Annotated in this window: 20 protein-coding genes; 2 read left to right on the forward strand and 18 right to left on the reverse strand. The window is 71.4% G+C overall.

Translation table 11 applies throughout. The features are described from left to right. Positions 1-57 precede the first annotated feature (57 nt). The 12 genes from OVA02_RS12410 to hrcA all read right to left on the reverse strand — a co-directional run bounded on the left by OVA02_RS12410 (position 58) and on the right by hrcA (position 13,583). On the reverse strand, positions 58-2,562 hold the full coding sequence (locus OVA02_RS12410) for a bifunctional lysylphosphatidylglycerol flippase/synthetase MprF (protein ID WP_267658603.1): 2,505 nt from the start codon (positions 2,560-2,562) through the stop codon (positions 58-60). Between the two features lie 145 nt (positions 2,563-2,707). Next, a complete protein-coding gene (locus tag OVA02_RS12415; protein ID WP_056045662.1) occupies positions 2,708-4,039 on the reverse strand; it encodes an alpha/beta hydrolase in 1,332 nt (443 codons plus the stop codon). Between the two features lie 194 nt (positions 4,040-4,233). Further along, a complete protein-coding gene (locus tag OVA02_RS12420) occupies positions 4,234-4,926 on the reverse strand; it encodes a response regulator (protein ID WP_369794374.1) in 693 nt (230 codons plus the stop codon). Beyond that, positions 4,923-6,185 (reverse strand): sensor histidine kinase, encoded by a 1,263-nt coding sequence (locus OVA02_RS12425; RefSeq protein ID WP_123570181.1) that lies wholly within the window; start codon positions 6,183-6,185, stop codon positions 4,923-4,925. The genes OVA02_RS12420 and OVA02_RS12425 overlap by 4 nt, the downstream gene beginning before the upstream one ends. Before the next feature lie 136 nt (positions 6,186-6,321). After that, positions 6,322-7,260 carry a GTPase Era gene (gene era, locus OVA02_RS12430; protein WP_056045670.1) on the reverse strand — a complete coding sequence of 313 codons (939 nt, stop codon included), beginning with the start codon at positions 7,258-7,260 and terminating at the stop codon, positions 6,322-6,324. A gap of 61 nt (positions 7,261-7,321) precedes the next feature. Further along, a complete protein-coding gene (locus OVA02_RS12435) occupies positions 7,322-8,620 on the reverse strand; it encodes a hemolysin family protein (RefSeq protein WP_052505052.1) in 1,299 nt (432 codons plus the stop codon). A gap of 7 nt (positions 8,621-8,627) precedes the next feature. Beyond that, positions 8,628-9,089: an rRNA maturation RNase YbeY gene (gene ybeY, locus OVA02_RS12440; RefSeq protein ID WP_056045671.1), complete on the reverse strand. Its 462-nt coding sequence runs from the start codon at positions 9,087-9,089 to the stop codon at positions 8,628-8,630. Next, a complete protein-coding gene (locus OVA02_RS12445; protein WP_216844210.1) occupies positions 9,086-10,078 on the reverse strand; it encodes a PhoH family protein in 993 nt (330 codons plus the stop codon). The genes ybeY and OVA02_RS12445 overlap by 4 nt, the downstream gene beginning before the upstream one ends. Positions 10,079-10,160: 82 nt before the next feature. Then, on the reverse strand, positions 10,161-10,538 hold the full coding sequence (locus OVA02_RS12450) for a histidine triad nucleotide-binding protein (protein ID WP_056047543.1): 378 nt from the start codon (positions 10,536-10,538) through the stop codon (positions 10,161-10,163). Positions 10,539-10,588: 50 nt separating this feature from the next. Further along, entirely contained in the window at positions 10,589-11,332 is a 744-nt protein-coding gene (locus tag OVA02_RS12455) for a 16S rRNA (uracil(1498)-N(3))-methyltransferase (RefSeq protein WP_123570183.1), read from the reverse strand. A gap of 2 nt (positions 11,333-11,334) precedes the next feature. Beyond that, a complete protein-coding gene (dnaJ, locus tag OVA02_RS12460) occupies positions 11,335-12,450 on the reverse strand; it encodes a molecular chaperone DnaJ (protein WP_159824840.1) in 1,116 nt (371 codons plus the stop codon). A 110-nt stretch (positions 12,451-12,560) separates the two neighbouring features. Beyond that, a complete protein-coding gene (hrcA, locus tag OVA02_RS12465) occupies positions 12,561-13,583 on the reverse strand; it encodes a heat-inducible transcriptional repressor HrcA (protein ID WP_056045687.1) in 1,023 nt (340 codons plus the stop codon). 180 nt (positions 13,584-13,763) lie between these two features. Here hrcA and OVA02_RS12470 point away from each other — a divergent pair, with 180 nt between their 5' ends. Further along, entirely contained in the window at positions 13,764-14,267 is a 504-nt protein-coding gene (locus OVA02_RS12470; RefSeq protein ID WP_236556798.1) for a DUF4870 domain-containing protein, read from the forward strand. Positions 14,268-14,419: 152 nt separating this feature from the next. Here OVA02_RS12470 and hemW read toward each other — a convergent pair whose 3' ends face one another. The 5 genes from hemW to OVA02_RS12495 all read right to left on the reverse strand — a co-directional run bounded on the left by hemW (position 14,420) and on the right by OVA02_RS12495 (position 20,270). After that, positions 14,420-15,646 carry a radical SAM family heme chaperone HemW gene (gene hemW / locus OVA02_RS12475; protein ID WP_267658604.1) on the reverse strand — a complete coding sequence of 409 codons (1,227 nt, stop codon included), beginning with the start codon at positions 15,644-15,646 and terminating at the stop codon, positions 14,420-14,422. Between the two features lie 2 nt (positions 15,647-15,648). Beyond that, a complete protein-coding gene (locus OVA02_RS12480) occupies positions 15,649-16,422 on the reverse strand; it encodes a DUF1990 family protein (RefSeq protein WP_267658605.1) in 774 nt (257 codons plus the stop codon). Positions 16,423-16,427: 5 nt separating this feature from the next. Beyond that, complete coding sequence (gene lepA / locus OVA02_RS12485) at positions 16,428-18,278, reverse strand: translation elongation factor 4 (RefSeq protein ID WP_056045691.1); 1,851 nt, start codon at positions 18,276-18,278, stop codon at positions 16,428-16,430. Positions 18,279-18,755: 477 nt separating this feature from the next. After that, on the reverse strand, positions 18,756-19,064 hold the full coding sequence (locus OVA02_RS12490) for a DUF4190 domain-containing protein (protein ID WP_056045693.1): 309 nt from the start codon (positions 19,062-19,064) through the stop codon (positions 18,756-18,758). A 54-nt stretch (positions 19,065-19,118) separates the two neighbouring features. Then, positions 19,119-20,270 (reverse strand): pyridoxal phosphate-dependent aminotransferase, encoded by a 1,152-nt coding sequence (locus OVA02_RS12495; RefSeq protein WP_159824834.1) that lies wholly within the window; start codon positions 20,268-20,270, stop codon positions 19,119-19,121. Positions 20,271-20,513: 243 nt separating this feature from the next. On the opposite strand from OVA02_RS12495, the gene rpsT reads away from it, so the two are divergent. Further along, positions 20,514-20,774: a 30S ribosomal protein S20 gene (rpsT, locus tag OVA02_RS12500; protein WP_043596189.1), complete on the forward strand. Its 261-nt coding sequence runs from the start codon at positions 20,514-20,516 to the stop codon at positions 20,772-20,774. Positions 20,775-20,891: 117 nt separating this feature from the next. On the opposite strand, the gene holA is transcribed toward rpsT, so the two are convergent. Beyond that, on the reverse strand, positions 20,892-21,926 hold the full coding sequence (gene holA / locus OVA02_RS12505; protein WP_056047549.1) for a DNA polymerase III subunit delta: 1,035 nt from the start codon (positions 21,924-21,926) through the stop codon (positions 20,892-20,894). Between the last annotated feature and the right edge of the window lie 623 nt (positions 21,927-22,549).

Raw genomic sequence — 22,549 nt, forward strand, 5'->3', positions numbered from 1 at the left:
CGAGGAGGCGCGGGTCGTCGCGGGCCGGCACCGCGCCTCCTCGGCTCCCCCGCCCGATCAGACCACCGTGCGGACGAGCCGCACGACGGCCCCGACCGAGAGGTCGGGCAGGTAGGCGCGGCCTAGCGCCGTGCCGATGGCCGGGAGCTGCACCGGATCGGGGAACGCCATGACGAGCGGGACGAAGTCGGGCTGGAACTTCTTCTTGAACGCCAGGAGGGTGCGGAACCCGTAGGCCGGCTCCAGCACGCGCCCGAGGAAGGCGAGCACGCGCTCCGTCTGCGTCGACGGCCCGTCGGACGGCGCACCGCTCGCCAGCGGCGCCGCCGACAGGCTCAGGAACTCGACGCCCTGCTCCTTCATCGCCAGGGCCGACGAGGCGATGACGAACTCCATGACGCCGTTCATGCTGTCCGGCCGACGCCGCATGAAGTCGAGCGTCCAGCCGACGACGACCCCGTCGCGCCACGAGGGCAACCAGCTCGTCACGGCCTGGACCGAGTCGTCCTCGTCGAGGGCGAGCATCAGCGCCACGTCGGGGTCGCGCAACTCGTCGACGCCGCCGAGGGTGAAGCCCATCTCGGGCAGGTCCTTCTCGGCGACCCACTGCTCGCTGATCTCACCGATCTGACGGGCGACCGCGGGCCGGAGCTCCGCGTAGCGGGTCCACTCGGCCCGGACCCCGTTCTTGGTCGCGCGGTTGATGCTCGACCGGACGTCCTGCCACTTCTTGCCCGTCATCGCGAAGGTGGCCGGGTGCAGCACCGTCTCCTCACCGACGGGCAGCGTCGCCCACCCCATCTCGTCGTAGAGAGGCGAGAGCACGCCGCGCACGCTGTAGAAGACCGGGGTGAGGCCCTGGTCGTCGCACCACCGGGCGAACTCGCGGGTCACCTCGCCGAGCCGGTCGGCCGCACAGAGCGGCTCGCCCGTGGTGATCGCGATGCCCGCGACGACGCGATAGGCGACCGCGGCGAGGCCGTCCTCCGTGAACCAGTACCGGTTGCCCTCCCAGAGGGCCATGTGCGACAGCGTGCCGGGGGTCCCCCGATGGACGATGTCGCGCACCTGGGTGCGCGCCGCGTCGGGACGGACGTCCCCCGGCCGGGTCGCGCCCACCCCGAGCCCGACCAGGACGACGAGCCACCAGACCGGCCCCACCCACTCGAAGGCGGCCCGGACGAGCCCGCCGTCCGGCACCGGTCCGATGCGGGTGAGCCCGACGAACCCGACCGGCACGAAGCGTTCGGGCACGTCCAGCAGCAACGTCCACGGTTCGATCGTCGGGACGAAGGAGGCGCGCCCCAGCCACCCGACGACGGCGAACGTCACCGCCAGCACCAGACCCGACAGCACGACGACGAGCGCGAACCGCGGTCGTCGCGTCCCCTCGGCACCGACGCCGAAATGACGGCGCAGGAGGAACAGTCCGAGGGCCACCGCGGCCGGCACGGCGACCGCCAGCCCGGCGAGCACCACCCTCTCGACCACGTGTCGGGGCTGGTCGACCACCGGATCGGTCGTGACGGGCAGCACCACGTAGTACAGACCGGCGAAGAGGGCGAGGAGCCCGTTGACCGCGACGGCCACGTCGAGGGCGAGGCGACGACCCCGCCGCAGGTACCAGGCGCAGAGCAGCAGCACGGCCAGCGGCAGCAGGCTCAGCAGGACCGTCGGGACGGTGTCGATGCCGGCGAGGGCCGCGGCGCGCGCGCAAGCTCCGATCGGAGGCGCGTGCCGGTCCGGTGCGCCCTGTCCCGCGGCCGCGCACGCGGCCGAGAGCGATCGCCCGGGGAGGACGTCGCGGAACAGCATGCCGAGGGGCGAGAGGGCCCCGATCGGGCTGCGGGTGAGGAGGGTCAGGACGGGACCCAGCGCGGTCACCGCGACGATGGTCGACGCGAGGCGGCGTACCTCGTGGTGCGAACTGCGCGACCAGCCTCGTTCGGCGGGGCGACCGGTCAGCACCACCCCGAACGCGAGCCCGACGAGGGCGCCGATCAGCGCGTAGAGACCGGCCGGGTGCCCGTCGTAGAGCACGAAGGCGAACACGCACGAGAATCCGACCAGCCGGATGCGCCGTCGCCAGAGGGGTCCGGAGAACGCGCTGCCGGTCATGATCGTGCCGAGGGCGGGGGTGAGCGGGTGGAGGGTGGACTCGGCCGCCACCTCGAGGGCCCAGGTCTCGCCGACCGCCTGCCCCAGGGCCTGCACCGCCACGCCGACCCCAGTCGCGACGACGGCCGTCACCAGGTAGGCGGCCACCGTGCGGGACCAGCCCATGCGACGCTCGGCGGTGCCCACGAGGACGAGCACGCCGACCACGGCCAGGACGAGCTGCGCGGGACTGCCGGCGAAGAACACCGAGCCGACGACGAGCAGCCATGAGGTGCGGTCCTCGAAGGGGTCGAGCCCTGCTCCGACGAGGTCGCGCAGCCGCTCGCTCGGCGCATGCGTCACGCTGCCCGAGGCGAGCGCGAGCACGACGAGCAGCAGCGCGAGGGTGAGACTGACGGGACGGCCGCCGACGAACGCCACCACGCGGGTCGCGACGCCGTCCACGAACCGGCGCGCACGCCCCGGCTCGTGGGGGTCGGGCTCGTGGGGTGCCGGCCCGGGGGTGCCGTCGTGGAGGCCGTCGGCACCGTCGGTGCGCCGGCGCCGGCGTCGGCCCCGGCACCGGCGTCGGCTCCGGCCAGCTCGCCGCTCACGGTGTCTGCACCGTCGCACTCAGGCCGAGGCGCGGGTAGAACTGTCCGATGCCGTGGGCGAAGCCGTTCGTCGCGGTCGTCCAGTCGTGCCCGCTGCCCGGGGACACGTAGCGCGTCACCGTCATGCCGGCCTTCGCCGCGGCCGCCGAGTTCGCGGTCATGATCTGGCCGTACCGACCGTCCGTGGCACCGACGGCGAAGAACGCCGCGGTGTCCGCGTAGGGCCCGTGCGCGGCCATGATCGCCTGCGGTCGGGCCGCCTCGTAGGCCGCTCGGTTCCCGGCGAAGCCCTGGTCGATCGTGGTCTTCTCGTCGCCGATCGAGGGGCCGAGCTCACCCGACACGTCGATGAAGGTCGAGAACAGGTCGGGCCGCGCCGACGCGAACTGGATCGAGCAGGTGCCCCCCTGCGAGAACCCACCGATCGCCCATGCCCGTGGCCCGGTGGCGACGTGGAAGTGACTCGTCATGTAGTCGACCACATCGGTGGTGATGTAGGTGGCGCTGTTGCCCAGGGCGCCGTCGACGCACATCGGGTTGTGGGCGTCGGCGCTCAGCTGGTCGGGCACGACGACGATCGGCGCGAGCCCGTGGTTCTTCGCCGCGAAGGCGTCCAGGGTCTCGACGAGGTGGCCGGCCGTGATCACCGAACTCGGTTCGGCCGGTTGTCCCGAGAGCATGATCATCACGGGAAGGGCGGGGGCGTCGGCCACGAGGGCCGCCGGGGGCAGGTAGACGACGGCGTCACGGGCGGGGAAGTGCGAGACGGCGCCGGGGATGGCCACGCTGCCGTACCGTCCCACGGCCGGGAGGTCGGCGGGGGCCTTCCAGGTCGACCAGAGGGTCGGGTCGAACTCCGTCGAGCCGGGCGAGGCGGACGGAGGCGCGGCGGCGGTCGCCGGGAGGGCGGGCACCTCGTCCCGACCGAGCGCCTGGGACAGGTTCTGGTAGACGCTGCCGTCCCGGTTCAGGGCGAGGCCCCCGGACAGGGCGAAGACCAGGACGGACAGGACGGCCACGATCTTCCGCCACCACCGGGTGCGGAACAGGTTGACGACGACGACAGCGACGCCGGCGACCACGGCGGCGACCCAGAGGCGATCCACCCAGGTGGGTGACAGGCCCAGCACGTCGCGTACGTCGCCGAGCCACCAGGTCGCGAGGGCGCCGAGGCCGGCCCCGAGCAGGACCGCGAGGGCGATCCACCGCCACCACGTGCGTCGGGTCCGCGGGCGGACGAGGAGCCCGACGGCGACGAGGGCGGCGACGACGTCCACCGTCAGCAGCATCGTCGTGGACAAGAGCGGAACCGACAGCAACCAGTCCATGCGAGAGCTTCTTTCGGCGGAGGATCGGGGTGATGGCCACCCAGGTGACACTCTGCCGCCTCGGAGTCTCTCGACACGAGCCGTGCCGCCCGGTCTCAGCAGCCTCATCAGGTGTGATCAGCCACCACACGGCACCGACACGTCGCACCGGGGCGCCCCGTCGGCGACGGCCGTGGCAGCCCGCTCCAGCCGAACTACTCGGCGAGCCCGTGTTCGTACGCGTAGACCACCAGTTGCACCCGGTCGCGCAGGGACAACTTCGACAGGACCCGACTGATGTGGGTCTTGACCGTCGCCTCGCTGAGGAACTCCCGCGACGCGATCTCGGCGTTGCTGAGGCCCCGCGCCGCGAGGTCGAAGATGTCACGTTCCCGGGTGGTCAGGGTGCCGAACGACGCGGGCACGGCCCGGGCGCGTGAGGCCCGGCCGTCGAAGTGCTCGAAGAGTTCACGCGTGGCCGACGCCGCGATCACGGCGTTGCCCGCGTGCACGGTGCGGATCGCGGCGAGCAGGAACTCGGGGTCGGCGTCCTTGAGGACGAAGCCGCTCGCGCCTCCCCGGATGGCGCGGGTGGCGGCCTCGTCGAGGTCGAAGGTCGTCAGCACGATGATGCGCGGCGGGCGACGGGAGGCCGTCTCGGCCTGCGCCAGGACGGCGGTGGTGGCCGCGATGCCGTCCATCACCGGCATGCGGATGTCCATGAGGACGACGTCGGGAGCGGTGCGCCCGACCATCGCCACGCCCTCCTCGCCGTTGCTGGCCTCGCCGACGAACTCGAGGTCGGGCTGCGAGCCGACCAGCATCTTGATGCCTGCACGGAACAGGGCCTGGTCGTCGACCAGGGCGACGCGGATGGGTGCCGTCGAACGGCCGGGCATGTCGATCATCGGATGCGTACCTCTTGGGTCAGTGCCAGGGTCGGCACGATGGCGTGGACGACGAAGCGTCCGTCGGCGTTCTGGGTGGTGAGCGAGCCGCCCGCCAGGGTGGCGCGCTCCCGCATGCCGTCGAGCCCGTGGCCGCCCCGCCGCTCGTCGCCGGACGTGTCGAGCGGACGCGTCGGCGGCCGCACGACGTTGGAGATCACGAGGTGCAACGCCTCGTAGCGCCAGTCGAAGTGGAGGCCGACGGGCTGGTCGACGGCACCGTGACGCAGGACGTTGGTCAGGCTCTCCTGCACGATGCGGAACACGGCGAGCTGCCGGTTGGTCCCGAGGACCTGCGGTTCGCCGGTCACGAGCAGGTCGACCGTGAGACCCGACCCGCGCATCTGGTCGAGCAGACGGTCGAGGTCGCCGAGGGCGGGCTGGGGCGCCTCGCCCTGGCTGTGCCGCAGTTGACCCAGCAGCACCCGGACGTCGCCGAGGGCCTCCCGCGCCGTCGTGGCGATCGTCGTGAGCGCCCCGTCGACCGAGGTCGGGTCGACCCGGGCGGCGTACCGGGCCCCGTCGGCCTGGGCGATGACGACGGCCAGCGAGTGGGCGACGACGTCGTGCATGTCCCGGGCGATCCGGTTGCGTTCCTGCTCGACGGCGATGTCCCGCTCGGCCCGGGCGGCCTCGCGTTCGGCCCGCGCGGCGTCGTTCTCGGCCCGGGCGGTCTCGCGCTCGGCGATGAGCCGCGCCTCACGGCTGAGCCGCTCGGACCATCGCGCCCGGGCCAGCAGTCCCCCGGCCCAGGGCAGACCGAGCAGGGCGAGGAATCCAAGGAGGCTGATCCCCAGCTGCAGGAGGATGCGGACGACGTCGGTCACCGCATAGATGTCGTAGTCGACGCCGAACAGGCTCTGCTGCACGAACGAGAGGTAGAAGGTGCCCAGGAGGGCCCCCACGCCCACGGAGACCAGGCCCGACCACTTCACCCGGTTCGTCCCGTACGCCGCCGTGGAGTACAGCACCGCGCAGATCGCGAGGTTCGTGACACCGGGCGTGCTGCCCGTGATCATCTGGGACGCGGCGACCAGCCAGGCGAGGGTGAGGGCGAGCCCCGGCGACAGGCGGCGCAGGGCGAACGTGACCGTCATGCCCAGCACAACGAACGGGGTCGTCACGACGCCGTCGGACAACACCAGGCCGACCACGCCGAGCAGGAACGCCGCCGACAGGTCGACGGCGACCTGGTAGGGCGCGAGGCGTCGGAAGATCACCCGACCACCGTACGACCTACGGCGGCCCGACCGGGGCGGCCGCCGTGCGCGAACGACCTCGGGACCACCACGATCATCCGCAGGGACGAGGACGACCCTTTAGCCCGGGACGGGGCCGGACGACCGCGAAGGGGCGTCAGAACCCCAGTCGACCGAGCTGCTTCGGGTCGCGCTGCCAGTCCTTGGCGACCTTCACCCGGATCGAGAGGAACACCTGCTTGCCGACGAGCGGCTCGATCTGCGCGCGGGCACGCTCGCCCACCTCGCGCAGGCGCTGACCGCCCTTGCCGATGACGATGGCCTTCTGGCTGTCGCGCTCGACGAAGAGGTTGGCGTAGATCTCGAGGAGGTCCTTGTCATCACGCTCGACCATGTCGTCGATGGTCACCGCGAGCGAGTGCGGCAGCTCGTCCTGCACGCCCTCGAGCGCGGCCTCGCGGACGTACTCGGCCACCCGGTCGGTCAGGCCTTCTTCGGTGACCGCATCGGACGGGTAGAGGGGCTGTGACAGCGGCATGAGCTTGATCAGCTCGGCCGTGAGGACGTCGAGCTGCACGTCGCTGACCGCGGACAGCGGGATGATGGCCTCCCAGTCGCGCAGACGGCTGACCGCGAGCAACTGCTCGGCGACGGCCGGCCGCGACGTGGCGTCGGTCTTGGTGACGATCGCGACCTTCTTGGCCCGCGGGTACTGGTCGAGCTGCTCGTTGATGAACCGGTCCCCCGGCCCGAGCTTCTCGTCGGCCGGCACGCAGAACCCGATCACGTCGACGTCGCCGAGGGTGGTCTGGACGATGTCGTTGAGCCTCTCGCCGAGCAGCGTGCGCGGACGGTGCATGCCCGGGGTGTCGACCAGGACGAGCTGGCCGGTCGCCTGGTGCACGATGCCGCGGATCGCTCGTCGAGTCGTCTGCGGCTTCGACGAGGTGATGGCCACCTTCTGCCCCACGAGGGCGTTGGTCAGCGTCGACTTGCCGACGTTGGGCCGCCCGACGAACGAGACGAACCCCGCGCGGTAGGTCGACCCCCGAGGAGGCGCGGCCGAGGGGGTGAGGTCGTCTCCGGTGGTCGACATGGGGGCCTTTCGTGAACGTGCGGGAACGGGTGGGAGGTGGAGGGTCGCGACGACCGGACGCTCAGTCGTCGCGAGCGGCGTCGGCGAACGCGGCCTGGGCGTCCGCGAGGTCGGGATCGCGCTCGACGAGCACGGTCTGCAGGTCGTGCCGACGCCCCTCGGTGCGGTCGGCCGTGAGGACGAGGCCCGACACGCGGACGACCGAGCCCTGCTCGGGCAGGCGTCCCAGGACCTTGGTGAGCAGCCCTCCCACCGAGTCCACGTCGTCGTCGTCGAGTTCGAGGCCGAAGAGATCGCCGAGCTCGTCGACGGGGAGACGGGCACTCACCCGGAAGACCCCCGCGGAGACCTCGCGTTGCGGGGCGACCTCGCGGTCGTACTCGTCGCTGATGTCGCCGACGAGTTCTTCGATGAGGTCCTCGAGCGTGACGAGGCCGGCGATGCCGCCGTACTCGTCCACGACCATCGCGAGATGGTTCTTGTCGAGCTGCATCTGCCGGAGGGCGTCGTCGGCCTTCTTGGACTCGGGCACGAAGACGGCCGGGCGGGCGAGCGTCGTCACCGGGGCCGAGTCGTCGCCGCTGTGCTCGTGCAACCGCCGGGCGAGGTCGCGCAGGTAGACGATCCCGACGACGTCGTCGGAGTCGCGACCGACGACCGGGACCCGCGACACGCCACGACCGAGGAAGAGGCTCATCGCCGAACCGACCGACGCGGTGGCGTCGAGGGTGACCATGTCGGTGCGGGGCACCATCACCTCGCGGACCACCGTGTCGCTGAACTCGAAGATCGAGTGGATGAGCTCGCGGTCGTCCTCTTCGAGGACGTCGAGCTCGGTGGCTTCGTCGACCATGCTGAGCAACTGCTCTTCGGAGGAGAACGACGCGCTGCGCGGACGTCCGGGGGTCACCCGGTTGCCGACCGCCACCAGGGCGTCGGCCAGGGGCCCGAGCACGACCCGGACGAACCGCACGAGACCCGAGGTCAGACGCACGAGGCCGCGGGCGTGGGCCCGACCGACGCTGCGCGGACTGGAGCCCACGAGGACGAACGACACGACCGTCATGATGAGAGCCGAGAGCAGCAGGGCCAGCCACCACGGCTCGACCGAGAAGGCGAACGACAGCGACACGAGGACGGCCGCCGACGTCTCGGCGAGGATGCGCACGAAGTTGACGGCGTTGACGTGCGCCCCGACGTCGGCGGCGATGGCGGTCAACGCCGTCGCGTGACGCGGATCGTCGTCCGCCTCGTCGAGGAGGTCCTGGCGGCTGAGGACGCCGAGTGCGGAGTCGGCGGCGGCCAGGAGGCCGCCGAAGACCACCAGGAAGACCGCCACGACGACGAAGACCGTGACCATCACGGCGTCACCGACTCGTGTCGGACGCGGCGAAGGCCGCGAGGATCTCGCGCTGCAGACCGAACATCTCACGCTCGTCGTCGGGTTCGGCGTGGTCGAAACCGAGGAGGTGCAGGATGCCGTGACAGGTGAGGAGCAGCATCTCGTCGAGCGGGCTGTGCCCGGCCGTGGCGGCCTGGGCCACGGCCACCTGCGGACACACGACGATGTCGCCGAGCAGGCCGGCCGGCGTGGGTTCGTCTTCGGTGCCGGGGCGCAGTTCGTCCATCGGGAAGCTCAGCACGTCGGTCGGACCGGGTTCATCCATCCACTGGACGTGGAGCTGCTCCATCGCCGCCTCGTCGACGAACACGATCGCGAGTTCGGCCTCGGGGTGCACGTGCATCTGGTCGAGCGCGAAGGTGGCCAGACGTTGGATCGTGGCCTCGTCGACCTCGACGGCGGATTCGTTGGCGACCTCGATGCTCACCGGGTTCCCTTCTTCGGCAGGCGGTCGCGAGCGTCGGCCTGCTGGTCCGCCGCCTCGAGACGGCGGTGCTGCTGGGCCTGACGCTCGGCGTCGTAGGTCGTGTACGCGTCGACGATGCGGCCCACGAGCGTGTGCCGCACCACGTCGTCGCTGGTGAGACGGGCGAAGTGGATGTCGTCGATGTCGTCGAGCACCGTCGTGACGAGCTGGAGGCCGCTGGCACCGGTGGGCAGGTCGACCTGGGTGACGTCGCCCGTCACGACCATGCGCGAGCCGAATCCGAGACGGGTGAGGAACATCTTCATCTGCTCGGGCGTGGTGTTCTGCGCCTCGTCGAGCACGACGAACGCGTCGTTGAGGGTGCGACCGCGCATGTACGCGAGAGGGGCGACCTCGACGGTGCCGGCCGCGAGCAGCTTGGGCACGATCTCGGGGTCCATCATCTCGTTCAGAGCGTCGTAGAGCGGCCGGAGGTACGGATCGATCTTGTCGGTCAGCGTGCCGGGCAGGAAGCCCAACCGCTCGCCGGCCTCGACCGCGGGGCGCGTCAGGATGATGCGCTGGACCTCGCGGCGCTGCAACGCCTGGACGGCCTTGGCCATCGCCAAGTAGGTCTTGCCGGTGCCGGCCGGGCCGATGCCGAAGGTGATGGTGTGCTGGTCGATCGCGTCGACGTAGTCCTTCTGGCCCCGAGTCTTCGCCCGGACCCCCTTGCCGCGGCTGGTGACGATCGGCTGCCCGAAGACCTCGGACGGGCTGCCCTGCCCCGAGTCGAGCAGACGGGCCGACGTCGCGACCTCGGCCGGGCCGAGGTCGTGACCGCCGCGGACCATCGAGACGAGCTCGTCGACGAGGCCCTCGGCCCGGCCGACGGCCGACGAGGGCCCCTCGAGGGTGACCTCGTTGCCGCGGACGAGCACGCGCACGTCGGGGTACTGCTTCTCGACCGCACGCAGCAGGCGGTCTTGCGGGCCCAGGAGCTGGACCATGGCGACGCCGTCGACGGTCACGTCGACGCGACGGACGTCGTCACCCGTCGTCGGTGTCGAGGGGCCGGTGGCGTTCGTGTCGCTAGTGGGCAAGGGTGCCTTCCTCCAGGGGTCCACCGAGCACATGGGCGTGCACGTGGAACACGGTCTGCCCGGCGGATGCGCCGGTGTTGAAGATCAAACGGAACTCGGACCCGGAGTGTTCCCCGAACGCTGCCGGGTCGGCCGCGAGCCGGGAGGCGGTCGCCACCAGTTCGGCGAGCAACGCCGGGTCGCCCGCGGCGAGTTCGACGACGTCGCGGTACGCCTGGGTCTTGGGCACCACGAGCAGGTGGACGGGTGCCCGGGGCGCGATGTCGCGGAAGGCGATGACCGCGTCGCTCTCGAAGACGATGTCGGCGGGGATCTCGCGCGCGACGATGCGGCTGAAGACGGTGGGCTCGTCGGAGGTCTCGGACATGCTGCCCATCGTAGCGACGACCGCCGACACGGCCCCGGGGGGCGTCGAGGTCACCAGCGACCGAGTCGCGCGCTCAGCACGGACAGCGCGGCGGGCCCGGCCGTGGAGGTCCGCAGGACGGCGTCCCCGAGGCGCACGGCGCGGGCACCCGCCTCGGCGAGCTGGTGCAGCTCGGCGGGCGACACCCCGCCCTCGGGACCGACGACCACGACGACGCGGCCGGGCACCGCGCCTCCTGCGGTCAGGTCGACCGCCGTGAGCGCCTGCTCGGCCGACGGCTCGAGCACGAGGACGAGATCGCGGGAGGCGCGCTCGGCCAGCTGCCGCGTCGTCGCGAGCCCCGAGACCTCGGGCGACCAGGGACGGATCGACTGCTTGGTCGCCTCGCGCACGATCGACGACCAGCGGGTGAGGCCCTTGGCGACCTTGGGGCCCTCCCAGCGGGAGATGCTGCGCGCCGCGGCCCACGGGACGATCTCGTCGACGCCGAGCTCGGTCGCGGCCTGCACGGCGAGTTCGTCGCGGTCGCCCTTGGCCAGCGCCTGGGCGAGGACCAGCCGCGTCGTCGGCGGTTCGTGCCGGACGACCCGGGTCGCGAGCAGCACCAGCCGCTCGGGGGCCGCCTCGGACACCTCGCCCTGGACCACCAGCCCCCGTCCGTTGCCGAGGGTCAGCGGCTCGCCCACCCGCACCCGGCTGACCGTGACCGCGTGTCGGGCCTCGGAACCGGTCAGCTCGACGCTCGAGCCGACCTCGGCGGCGGCCAGGTCGTCGACCAGGTAGAAGTGCGCCACGATCAGAAGTTCAGGAAGCGGTCGCGCAACTTGCCGAAGAGACCCTGCTGGAAGTGCGACAGCTCGGGCGCCGGGGAGCGGCGACCCGAGGCGAACTTCTCGATCAGCTCGCGCTCCTTGTGGCTGAGCTTGGTCGGGGTGACCACCTGGACGCCGATCTTGAGGTCGCCGCGACCCGTCCCGCGCAGTCTGGTGATGCCGCGGTCCTTCACGGTGAGGATGTCGGCGCTCTGGGTGCCGGGCTTGATCTCGACCTCGATCTCGCCGTCGAGCCCGGTGAGCGTCGTCGACGTGCCGAGGATGGCGTCGGCCATCTGCACCTCGAGCGTGGCCAGCAGGTCGTCGCCGTTGCGGCTGTAGGTGTCGTGGTGACGCACCTTGACCTCGAGGTACAGGTCGCCGTTCGGGCCACCGGCCTGGCCGACCTCGCCCTGACCGGGCAGCTGGAGCCGGAGCCCGGTGTCGACGCCCGCGGGGATGTCGATGGGGATCGAACGTCGCGCCCGGACGCGCCCCTGGCCCTGGCACGTCGGGCAGGGGTTGGGGATGACGGTGCCGTAGCCACGGCAGGTCCCGCACGGGCTCGACGTCATGACGTTGCCGAGCAGCGAGCGCACGGTGCGCTGGATCTGGCCGGAGCCACCGCAGATGTCGCAGGTCTGGGGCGAGGTGCCGGGTGCGCAGCACGAGCCGCTGCACGTGTCGCAGAGGACGGCCGTGTCGACCTCGATGTCGCGCTGCGTGCCGAAGACGATGTCCTCGAGGTCGACCTCGAGGCGCAGGAGCGCGTCCTGCCCGCGTTCCCGCCGGGACCGCGGACCCTGACGCTGGCCCTGGCCACCGCCGCCGAAGAACGCGTCGAAGATGTCGCCGAAGCCGGCGGCCCCGCCTCCGCCGCCGCCGCCGAAGCCGGGCTGGGGGCCGAGGTCGTAGCGTTCGCGCTGCTGCGGGTCGCTGAGCACGTCGTAGGCGTGCGTGACGTCCTTGAACCGTTCGGACGCGTCGGGGCTGGGATTGACGTCGGGGTGAAGCTCGCGGGCGAGCTTGCGGTACGCCTTCTTGATCTCTTCCGGGGTCGCCTGACGGTCGACTCCGAGGACGTCGTAATGATCTGCCACTGGTTCTCGTCTGCCTCTGGTGTGGTGTGGTGGTCTTCCCGGCGGGGCCGGGCCCGGCGGACCGGGACGGGGATTGGGGGTCGTGGGACGGCCGGGGCCGTGGTGGTCGGCTACCGCTCGGTGAGCAGCGACGACAGGTACCGCGCGACGGCACGGACCGCCGCCATGTTGGTCGAGTAGTCCATGCGCATGGGCCCGAGCACGCCGAGCCTCGCGATCTCGCTGCCCTGCGTCGAGTACCCGCTGGCCAGCACGGACGCCTGGGACAACCCGAACGACGCGTTCTCGCGGCCGATGCTCGCGGCCACGTCGACGGCGTCGAGTTGCATCTCGCCGAAGAGCCGCAAGAGGGCCACCTGCTCTTCGATCGCCTCGAGCACGGGGAAGAGGTCGCCGCTGAAGTCGTCGCCCGTGCGCACCAGGTTCGCCGCACCGGCCATGACGAGGCGGTCCTGACGTCCGGCGGCGATCTGCTCGGTGAGGCTCGCGACGACCACGCCGACGACCGCCGCGAGGTCGGGACGGAACCGCGCCGGCAGGTCGGTGAGGGCGGTGGAGGCCTCACCCAGGGGCCGACCGCCGACCGCGGCGTTGATGGCGGCCCGCAACTCGGACAGGAAGGACTCGTCGACGGCGGTGCGGATGTCGACGACCCGCTGCTCGACCTGGCCGCTGTCGGTGATCAGCACCGTCATGACGCGACCGTCGCCCAGGCTGACCAGCTCGACGTGACGCACGCGGGCCCGGGAGAAGGTGGGGTACTGCACCAGGGCCACCTGGTTGGTGAGTTGCGACAGGAGCCGGACCGTCCGACCGAGCACCTCGTCGAGGTCGGTGGAGTCGCCCAGGAACGTCTCGATGGCCTGCCGCTGGGCCGCGCTGAGCGGGCGCAGGTCGGCGAGCTGGTTGACGAAGAGCCGGTAGCCCTTGTCGGTCGGCACGCGTCCCGACGAGGTGTGCGGTGCCGCGATGAGCTCTTCTTCTTCGAGCAGCGCCATGTCGTTGCGGATGGTCGCCGCCGAGACGCCGAACTGGTGTCGCTCGACGATGGACTTCGACCCGACCGGCTCGCGGGACGCGACGTAGTCGTGCACGATGACGCGAAGCACTTCGAGACCGCGTTCGGAGACCATGACGCACCTCTCTTCGCTCGACGTCCCCCGGGTCGTCCGCACGCCGGGCGACCGGGCCTGGCACTCGACGTGCCGGACTGCCAATCGTACGACACCTCCGTCGCGAGGCCTACTCGGGCCGCACCCGGCTGCCCTAGGGTGGCGGGGACATCCGCAGGACACTCACGAACAGGTGCAGCCATGACCGAGAACCCTCCCGCCCAGCCGAACGGCCCGCAGAACGGCCAGCCCGGCCAGAACGGTCAGCCCGGCCAGCCGTACGGGCAGGGTCTGCCCGGCCAGGGTCAGCCCGGCCAGGGCCAGCAGTCCGGCCCCGGCTTCGGCCAGCAGCCCGGCTACCAGCCGCAGCCCGTCCAGCCGATGCGCCCCGAGGACGAGAAGCTCTGGTCGACGCTCATCCACCTCGGCGGGATCCTCTTCGCGTTCGTCCCCGCCCTCGTCGGTTACCTCGTGTTGAAGGACCGCGGCCCGTTCATCCGGGAGCACACCAGGACCGCGCTGAACTTCCAGATCACGGTGGCCATCGTCTACGTGATCTCGGCGATCCTGTCGATCATCGTCATCGGAGGGGTGCTCGCCCTCGTCGCCGGCATCCTCGTGATCATCTTCTCGATCATCGCCGCCGTCGCGGCCAACAAGGGCGAGTGGTACAAGTACCCGCTGACCATCGAGTTCGTCAAGTAGACGGTCGACCGGCCCGGACGGGCACGACGCGAGGCGCGACTCCCCCCGGGAGCCGCGCCTCCTGCGTTCCGGGCCCGCGCCTCCTGCGTTCCGGGCCCGCGCCTCCTGGTCGCCACCGCGGGTCGCCGCGGCGATCAGGACGATCGGGACGCTCAGTCGGGCAGCAGACGCCGCACGACGGCGTCGGCCATGAGCCGCCCCTCGCGCGTGAGCACGACACGACCCCGCAGGGCCGGACGCCCCTCGACCCAGCCGTCGGCGATGAGGCCACCGACGGCCCGGCGTCCGTCGTCGTCGAGCTCGGAGGTGGGCAGCCCCTCGCGGATGCGCACCCCGAGCAGGACGCGCTCGACCCGACGGGTCTCGTCGTCGAGGGTCTCGCGCCCGGCGGCCGGCGACTCACCCGCGGCCATGCGCTGCTGATAGGCGGCGGGGTGCTTGACGTTCCACCAGCGGACGCCACCGACGTGACTGTGCGCGCCCGGGCCGACGCCCCACCAGTCGTGGCCCTGCCAGTACGCCAGGTTGTGGCGGGAACGGTGCGCGACGCCACGCGACCAGTTGCTGACCTCGTACCAGTCGTAGCCCGCGCCGGCGAGCCGGTCGTCCGCGATCTCGTACATGTCGGCCGCGGTGTCGTCGTCGGGCATCGGGACCTCGCCCCGCTTGATCTGGCGGGCGAGCTTCGTGCCGTCCTCGACGATCAGCGAGTACGCGGAGAGGTGGTCGGGCTCCTGCTCGAGGGCGACGTCCAGGGAACGCCTCCAGTCGTCGAGGGTCTCGCCGGGCGTGCCGTAGATGAGGTCGAGGCTGACGTCGAGCCCGGCGTCACGGGCCCAGCGCACCACGAGCGGGATGCGCTCGGGGTCGTGCGTGCGCTCGAGGGTGGCGAGCACGCTCGGGACGGCCGACTGCATGCCGAAGCTGACGCGCGTGAAGCCCGCGTCGGCGAGCTGCCGCAGGTATGTGGCGTCGACCGAGTCGGGGTTCGCCTCGGTCGTCACCTCGGCGCCGGGCTCGAGACCCCAGGTGTCGACCATCGCGTGGAGCATCGACGTGAGGTCGCCCGAGGGCAGCATCGTCGGGGTGCCCCCGCCGAAGAACACCGAGGAGGCGCGGCGCGGCGGGAGCCCCGCCTCGCGCAGCACCCGGCCCCCGAGCTCGATCTCGGTGACGGCCTGCCCGGCGTAGTCGTCGCGACGAGCGCCTCGCAGCTCGTCGCCCGTGTAGGTGTTGAAGTCGCAGTACCCGCAGCGCACGCGGCAGAACGGGACGTGCAGGTAGACCCCGAAGTTGCGGTCGTCCGCGCCGACGGCGACGGTCTCGGGCAGGCGTCCGTCGACGGGGGCGGGATCGCCGAGGGGAAGGGCTCCGGGCACCGTCAGGCGCCGGTTCCCGCGGCGTCGCCGCGCGGGCCGGTCGGGGGGCGCTCGTCACCGCGGGGGTCGCCGACGCCGGCCTCGGTGTCCTCGACGACGACGACCTCGTCGGTCTGCTCGCCCTTCTCGTTGAGGCTCAGTGCCCGCAGGTACCGCTTCGTGTACTGCGCCTGCGTGCGTCGCAGGAACGGTGCCACGACACGCCACTTCGCGCTCGACGGCTTCGAGAACGACCGGATGGAGAGCCAGACCGAACCGTCGTCGGTCTGGTCGACGATCCAGGACTCCTCGCCGCTCTCGGGGTGGCCGTCGAGGGTTCCGTACGCGAAACCCTTGCGCTTCGGTTCGTCGATCACGTAGACGACGCGCACCGGGGCCTCGACCGTGCGCCCGTAGGCCTCGATGCTCAGCGTGGCCGTCGTGCCCGCCGTGAGGAAGGGCGTGCCGTCGGGCGAGTAGCGCGACTCGTCACGCGCGGTCGCCCACTCGGCGGCGTCGACCGGCTGCCCGTGCTCGTCGAACTGGACGGGCGTGTACTCGCTCTCGTCGGCCGGCGGCACGCTGTCGACCCGGACGCGGATGCCGCTGCGCTCCTGGATCTGCCAGGTCATGGTGGCGATCCAGGCCGCGGCGAAGCGGGCGTCGCCGTGGCCGACGCGAGCCCGGTACTCGGCCGGCTTGAACCCCTTCGGCGGGTACTGCATGAGGTCGGGGGCCTGCGTCGCCCCGACCTCGCCGTAGGTCGTGCGGGTCTCGGTGTGGGTGGCTCGACGCATGGACCCTACTTCTTGTCTTTCTTCTCGACGTCGCCGCTGAGGGCGGCGATGAAGGCCTCTTGGGGCACGTCGACCCGACCGATGGTCTTCATGCGCTTCTTGCCCTCTTTCTGCTTCTCGAGGAGTTTGCGCTTGCGCGAGATGTCGCCGCCGTAGCACTTCGCCAGGACGTCCTTGCGCATGGCCCGGATGCTCTCGCGGGCGATGATCCGGGCACCGATGGCGGCCTGGATGGGGACCTCGAACTGCTGCCTCGGGATGAGTTCGCGCAGCCTGCCCGTCATGAGCACCCCGTAGGCGTAGGCCTTGTCGCGGTGCACGATCGCGCTGAAGGCGTCGACCTGCTCACCCTGCAACAGGATGTCGACCTTGACCAGGTCGGCCTCTTGATCGCCGATGGGCTCGTAGTCGAGGCTGGCGTAGCCCGCCGTCTTCGACTTGAGGCTGTCGAAGAAGTCGAACACGATCTCGCCGAGGGGCATCGCGTAACGGATCTCGACCCGGTCCTCGCCGAGGTACTCCATGCCCAGCAGGGTGCCGCGGCGTTGCTGGCAGAGCTCCATGATCACCCCGACGTAGTCCTTGGGCGCGAGGATGCCCGCCTTGACCATGGGCTCGCTGACGCTCGCGATCTTGCCGCCCGGGAACTCGCTCGGGTTGGTGACCGTGACGGTCTTCTTGTCTTCGGTGGTGACCTCGTAGATGACGCTCGGGGCCGTCGTGATGAGGTCGAGGCCGAACTCGCGGTCGAGTCGTTCGGTGACGATCTCGAGGTGGAGCAGGCCGAGGAACCCGCAGCGGAAGCCGAAGCCGAGGGCCACCGAGGTCTCGGGCTCGTACACCAGCGCGGCGTCGGACAGCTTGAGCTTGTCGAGGGCCTCACGGAGGAGGGGGTAGTCGCTGCCGTCGATCGGGTAGAGCCCCGAGAACACCATCGGCAGCGGTTCGGTGTACCCGCTCAGGGCCTCGGTCGCTGGCTTGGCCGACGTCGTGACGGTGTCGCCCACCTTCGAGAGGCGGACGTCCTTCACGCCGGTGATGAGGTAGCCGACCTCGCCGACCGAAAGCCCCTGGCTCGGGACGGGTTCGGGTGACGAGACGCCGATCTCGAGGATGTCGTGGGTCGACTTCGTCGACATCATCTGCACCTTCTCGCGAGGGTGCAGGGTGCCGTCGATCATGCGGATGTACGTCACGACGCCGCGGTAGCTGTCGTAGACCGAGTCGAAGATCATCGCGCGGGGCGGTGCGTCCTTGACGCCGACGGGAGAGGGGATGCGGTCCACGACGCGGTCGAGGAGCTCTTCGACGCCCATTCCGGTCTTCCCGCTGACCCGCAGCACGTCGGCGGGGTCGCCGCCGATCAGGCCCGCCAGCTCGGCGGCGTACTTGTCGGGGTCGGCCGCCGGGAGGTCGATCTTGTTGAGCACCGGGATGATCTCGAGGTCGTTCTCGAGCGCCAGGTAGAGATTCGCCAGGGTCTGCGCCTCGATGCCCTGCGCCGCGTCGACCAGCAGGATCGCCCCCTCGCACGCGGCCAGCGAGCGGGATACCTCGTAGCTGAAGTCCACGTGGCCGGGGGTGTCGATCATGTTGAGCGCGAAGGTCTCGCCGTTGCGCTCCCACGGCATGCGCACCGCCTGGCTCTTGATCGTGATCCCGCGCTCGCGCTCGATGTCCATGCGGTCGAGGTACTGGGCACGCATTGCACGCGACTCGACCACACCGGTGATGCCGAGCATGCGGTCGGCGAGGGTCGACTTGCCGTGGTCGATGTGCGCGATGATGCAGAAGTTGCGGAGGGACTCGGGCTCGGTCGACGCCGGCTCGAGTGCGCGGGTTGCTTGGGGACTCACACGATCCTCTGGGGGTGGTGGGCGGGGGTACCGCACGATTCTCCCACGCCCGGGCGACGGATCGGGCGTCGGCCCGCGCGGGGTCGCCCGTCGGCAACTCCTGCCCGGTGTCGCGACCGGCACCGCGCCTCCCCCGGTCGGCGGCTCGCGCCGTGACGGTGGGCAGGACTTGCCGACACCGTGGCCGCACCGGATGCCGTGCGCGCGGGACGCCGCGGGGCGGGCGAGCGGGTGGGCCGGTCGGCGGGTGGGTCAGAGGGGGATGCGAGCCAGAGGGGCGGTGCGGGCAACTCCTGGCCGGTGCCGCTCGGGCGGTCGGACTCCCCGGCGTCGCGTCGGGCGTGCGACGGCAGGCAGGAGTTGCCGACGCGGGAGGCGCGAGCCGGGCCGCGGGATGAGCGCGGGACGAGCGCGAGCGAGGGAGGCGCGAGCCGGAACGCGGGACGGGACCGCCGGGCGGGACTGCCGGGCCGAGGGTCAGGCGGCGGTGCCGGGAAGGAGCGCGAGGACGCCGGCGCCCCCGACGACGGCGAGGCCGATCGCCAGGGCGATCAGCGTGCCCACGAGCATGACGGCGGACGAGACGATGCCGACGAGCGCCATGGTGCGACCCTCGGGCTCACGGCGGCGGGACAGGATGCCGAGGACGAGGCCGGCGATCGGGACGACGAAGGTGAAGCCGAAGCCGATCGAGGCGAGGCCGAGGACGAGGCTCCAGACGGCGAGGGGCGAACGGACGCCGGTGGTGGAGGCGGAGAAGGTCGTGTGCACGGGTTGATTCGTCATGTTCCGAGCCTAGGAAGCCCCTCGCGGCGACCCCAGGGGGCTGACCCCCGGATCTCAGCGGGGGTCGCCCGGCGCCGGCAGTTTGCCGAGCCCCCGGGTGATCACCTCGGGTGACGACGCGAGGCAGACGCGGATCCACCCCTCGCCGCTCCGGCCGAACGCACTGCCCGGCGCGACCGCGACACGCTCCGACAACAGGAACCGCTCGGCCCACGCCGCCACGTCGCCCTGCGAGGCGTGGCTGACGTCGATCCAGAGGTAGAAGGCGCCGGTGGGCTCGAGGTACCGGATGCCCCGCTCGTCGAGCAACGTCGTGGCGAGGTCGAGGTTGCTCCGATAGTGCTCGCGGGCGTCGGCCACGGGCTGGTGGTCCCCCACGACGGCGGCGAGGGCGGCGTGCTGGTCGGGCTCGGCGACGCAGCTGATGGCCGCCTCCTGGACCGTGCGCATCGTCTCCGCGAGGCCCTTGGGCGTCACGAGGTAGCCGACCCGCACGCCCGTCATGGCATAGGTCTTGCTCATCGAGAAGACGCTGAACACCCGGTCGTCGCCGTCGAGCGACGCCAGGCTGACGTGCTTCGGCCCGTAGGTGAAGTACTCGTAGACCTCGTCGCTGATGACCCAGAGGTCGTGCCGGCGGGCGAAGTCCAGCAAGCGCCGCAGCGTCTCCTCCGGATAGACGACGCCGAGCGGGTTCGACGGGCTGTTCACGATGAGGGCACGGGTGCGGTCGCCGACGAGGTTCTCGAGTTCGTCGAGGTCGGGGTGGAAGCCGAGCTCGGGGGCCAACGTGTAGGGCACGGGCACGGCGTCGAGCATGTGGGCGTTCATCGTGAACGTCGTGTAGCCGGGGTCCGGCACCAGCACCTCGTCGCCGGCCGCGAGCAGCAGTCCCATCGTCTGGTGCAGGGCCTGCGTCCCCCCGACGGTGACCCAGACCTGCTCGAGGTCCACGTGCACGTCGTTCTCCCGGGCGAGTTTGTCCACGAGCGCCTCGCGCAGGGCCGGGATGCCGCCGTTCGGCGTGTAGTCGGTGCGGTCGTCGGCCCAGGCGCGGCGTGCGGCGTCGGCGATGTGGCGGGCGACGGGCACGTCGGGTTCGCCCACCACGAGCATGTCGACGCCGTCGAGCTGCGCCGCGAGCTCGTAGACCCGACGGATTCCGGAAGCGGGCACGGTGGTCATGTGGGGTGCGAGCTGAGGCATGATGGCACGGTACCCCGCACGACACGGCACGCCGACCGGTCGACGTTCGTTGAGAGTCGGGCTCGCTGCTGGTAACGTTGCCTGTTGGCTTGCGCGTTACGTCTGCAGTGGCGGAACGCGATCGCAGCCGAGAGCCGCTCCGGTGGCCATCACCGGCGGCAGCACCGGGTCGACCGATTCACGTCGGTCGGACGCTCGGCTGGCGCACATCGTCCGATACTCAGAATCCAGAAAGTAGTTCACGTGGCAAACATCAAGTCGCAGATCAAGCGCATCGGCACCAACAAGAAGGCCCAGGACCGCAACCGCGCCGTCAAGAGCGAGCTCAAGACCGCCGTCCGCGCCACCCGCGAGGCCATCGCCGCCGGCGACAAGGACAAGGCCACCTCGGCTCTGCTCCTCGCGTCGAAGAAGCTCGACAAGGCCGCCAGCAAGGGCGTCATCCACCAGAACCAGGCCGCGAACCGCAAGTCGTCCATCGCGAAGCAGGTCGGCGCCCTCTAGGCTCCCCTCCCCCGAGCCCCCGGGCTCGACGACGAAGGCCCCGTCTCGATCGAGACGGGGCCTTCGTCGTCGCGGTTCGCCCGCAGGACAGGCGACCGGACGGTCAGGAGGCGCGACTCACGACAGCAGCGAACCGCGCGTCGAGATCATGGTCACCATCCGCTCGAGCGCGTACACCGGATCGCGCTCGGCGCCCTTGACGGCCGCGTCGGTCTCGGCGAGCAGCTCGATGCACCGGCCCAGCCCGTCCTCGGTCCAGCCCCGGAGGTCTCGTTGTGCCCGTTCGACCTGCCACGGGGCGAGTCCGAAGCGCGAGGCGAGTTGACCCGAGCCGCCGTAGGAGCCCTGCACCTTGGCCATGGTGCGGATCTTCATCGCGAACGCCGCCACCACGGGCACGGGATCGGCCCCGGTCGACAACGCGTGGCGGAGCAGGACCAGAGCCTCGCCCTGCTGACCCGCGATGGCCGCGTCGGCCACCTTGAAGGCGTTGGTCTCGACCCGACCCGAGTAGTACTTCTCGACCGTGGCCTCGGTGATCTCGGCCGCGGCGTCGCTGATCAGCTGCTGGCACGCGCTGGCGAGCTCGGCCAGGTCGTCGTTGAAAGCCGTCACGAGCGCCCGGAGGGCCCCCTGCGAGATGCGACGCCGTTCGGCGGCGAACTCGGCGGCCGCGAACTCGAGCTTCTCGGTGTCTTTCTTGAGCTCGGCGCAGACGACCTCGAGCCCGCCGCCGGTGCCGCCCCGGACGGCGTCGAGCAGCTTCTTGCCGCGGACCCCGCCACCGTGGCGCAACACGAGGGTCGTGTCGTCGGCGGGCGTGTCGAGGTAGCGCAGCGTTTCGGTGAGGAAGGCGTCGGTGCACTTCTCGACGTTCGAGACGCGGATGAGACGGGGCTCGGCGAAGAGCGACGGGCTCGCCAGCGTCACGAGCTCGCCGGGCTGGTAATGGTCGGCCTCGAGGTCGTGCACCTCGAGGCTGGGGTCTTCGGCGACGAGCTGGTCGCGCAGCTGGCGCGAGGCACGGTCGGCGAGGAACTGCTCGGGCCCGCTCACGAGCACCACGGCCGCGGGGCGGATCTTGTCCCACCCGACCTGGTCGATCGCGACCGAGGCCTTCTTCGCCGTCTTGCCACTCGCTCGCGCTGCCATGCTGCCTCTCGGACGTCGTCCCACGGACGCGGGGCCCGCCGCGCCTCCTCCGATGCTAGAGGACGCCACCGACGTGTCGGACGCGCGATCTCGACCCGCGGACCCCGCGTGCTCCCGCCAGATCCGCAGGCCGACGTCGCCGCCGTCACGGCCGACGGGCGTGACGGCGGCCTGACCGGCCTCGTCGCTGCGGACCACGACTCCCCCGCCGTCCCGGACCAGGTCGAGCGCGACGTCGGTCGGGTGCCCGTAGGAGTTGTCGGCCCCCACGCCGACCAGGCCGACGCGGGCCGACACCCGCTCGTACAACTCGGCGTGCTGGTCCGCCGACCCGTGGTGCGAGACCTTCAGGACGTCGACCCGCCCGAGCCCCTCGTCGCCGTCGGGTGACGAGGCCAGACGGCGTTGGGCGGTCTCACCGAGATCGCCGAGGGCCAGCAGGGAGAGGCAGCCGACCCGGCAGGACCCGCCAGGGTCGAGGCGCACCACGAGGCTGGCGTCGTTGCCCGCCGGGGTCGCGGAGGGCGGCCAGAGGAGCCGCCACGTGTGGTCGCCGAGGCGTCCCCGGGTGCCGACCCGCGCCTCCTGGACCTCGGCGCCACCGCCGCGCAGGGCGGTCACGA

This window comes from Frigoribacterium sp. SL97 (assembly GCF_026625765.1).
Lineage (GTDB): Bacteria > Actinomycetota > Actinomycetes > Actinomycetales > Microbacteriaceae > Frigoribacterium.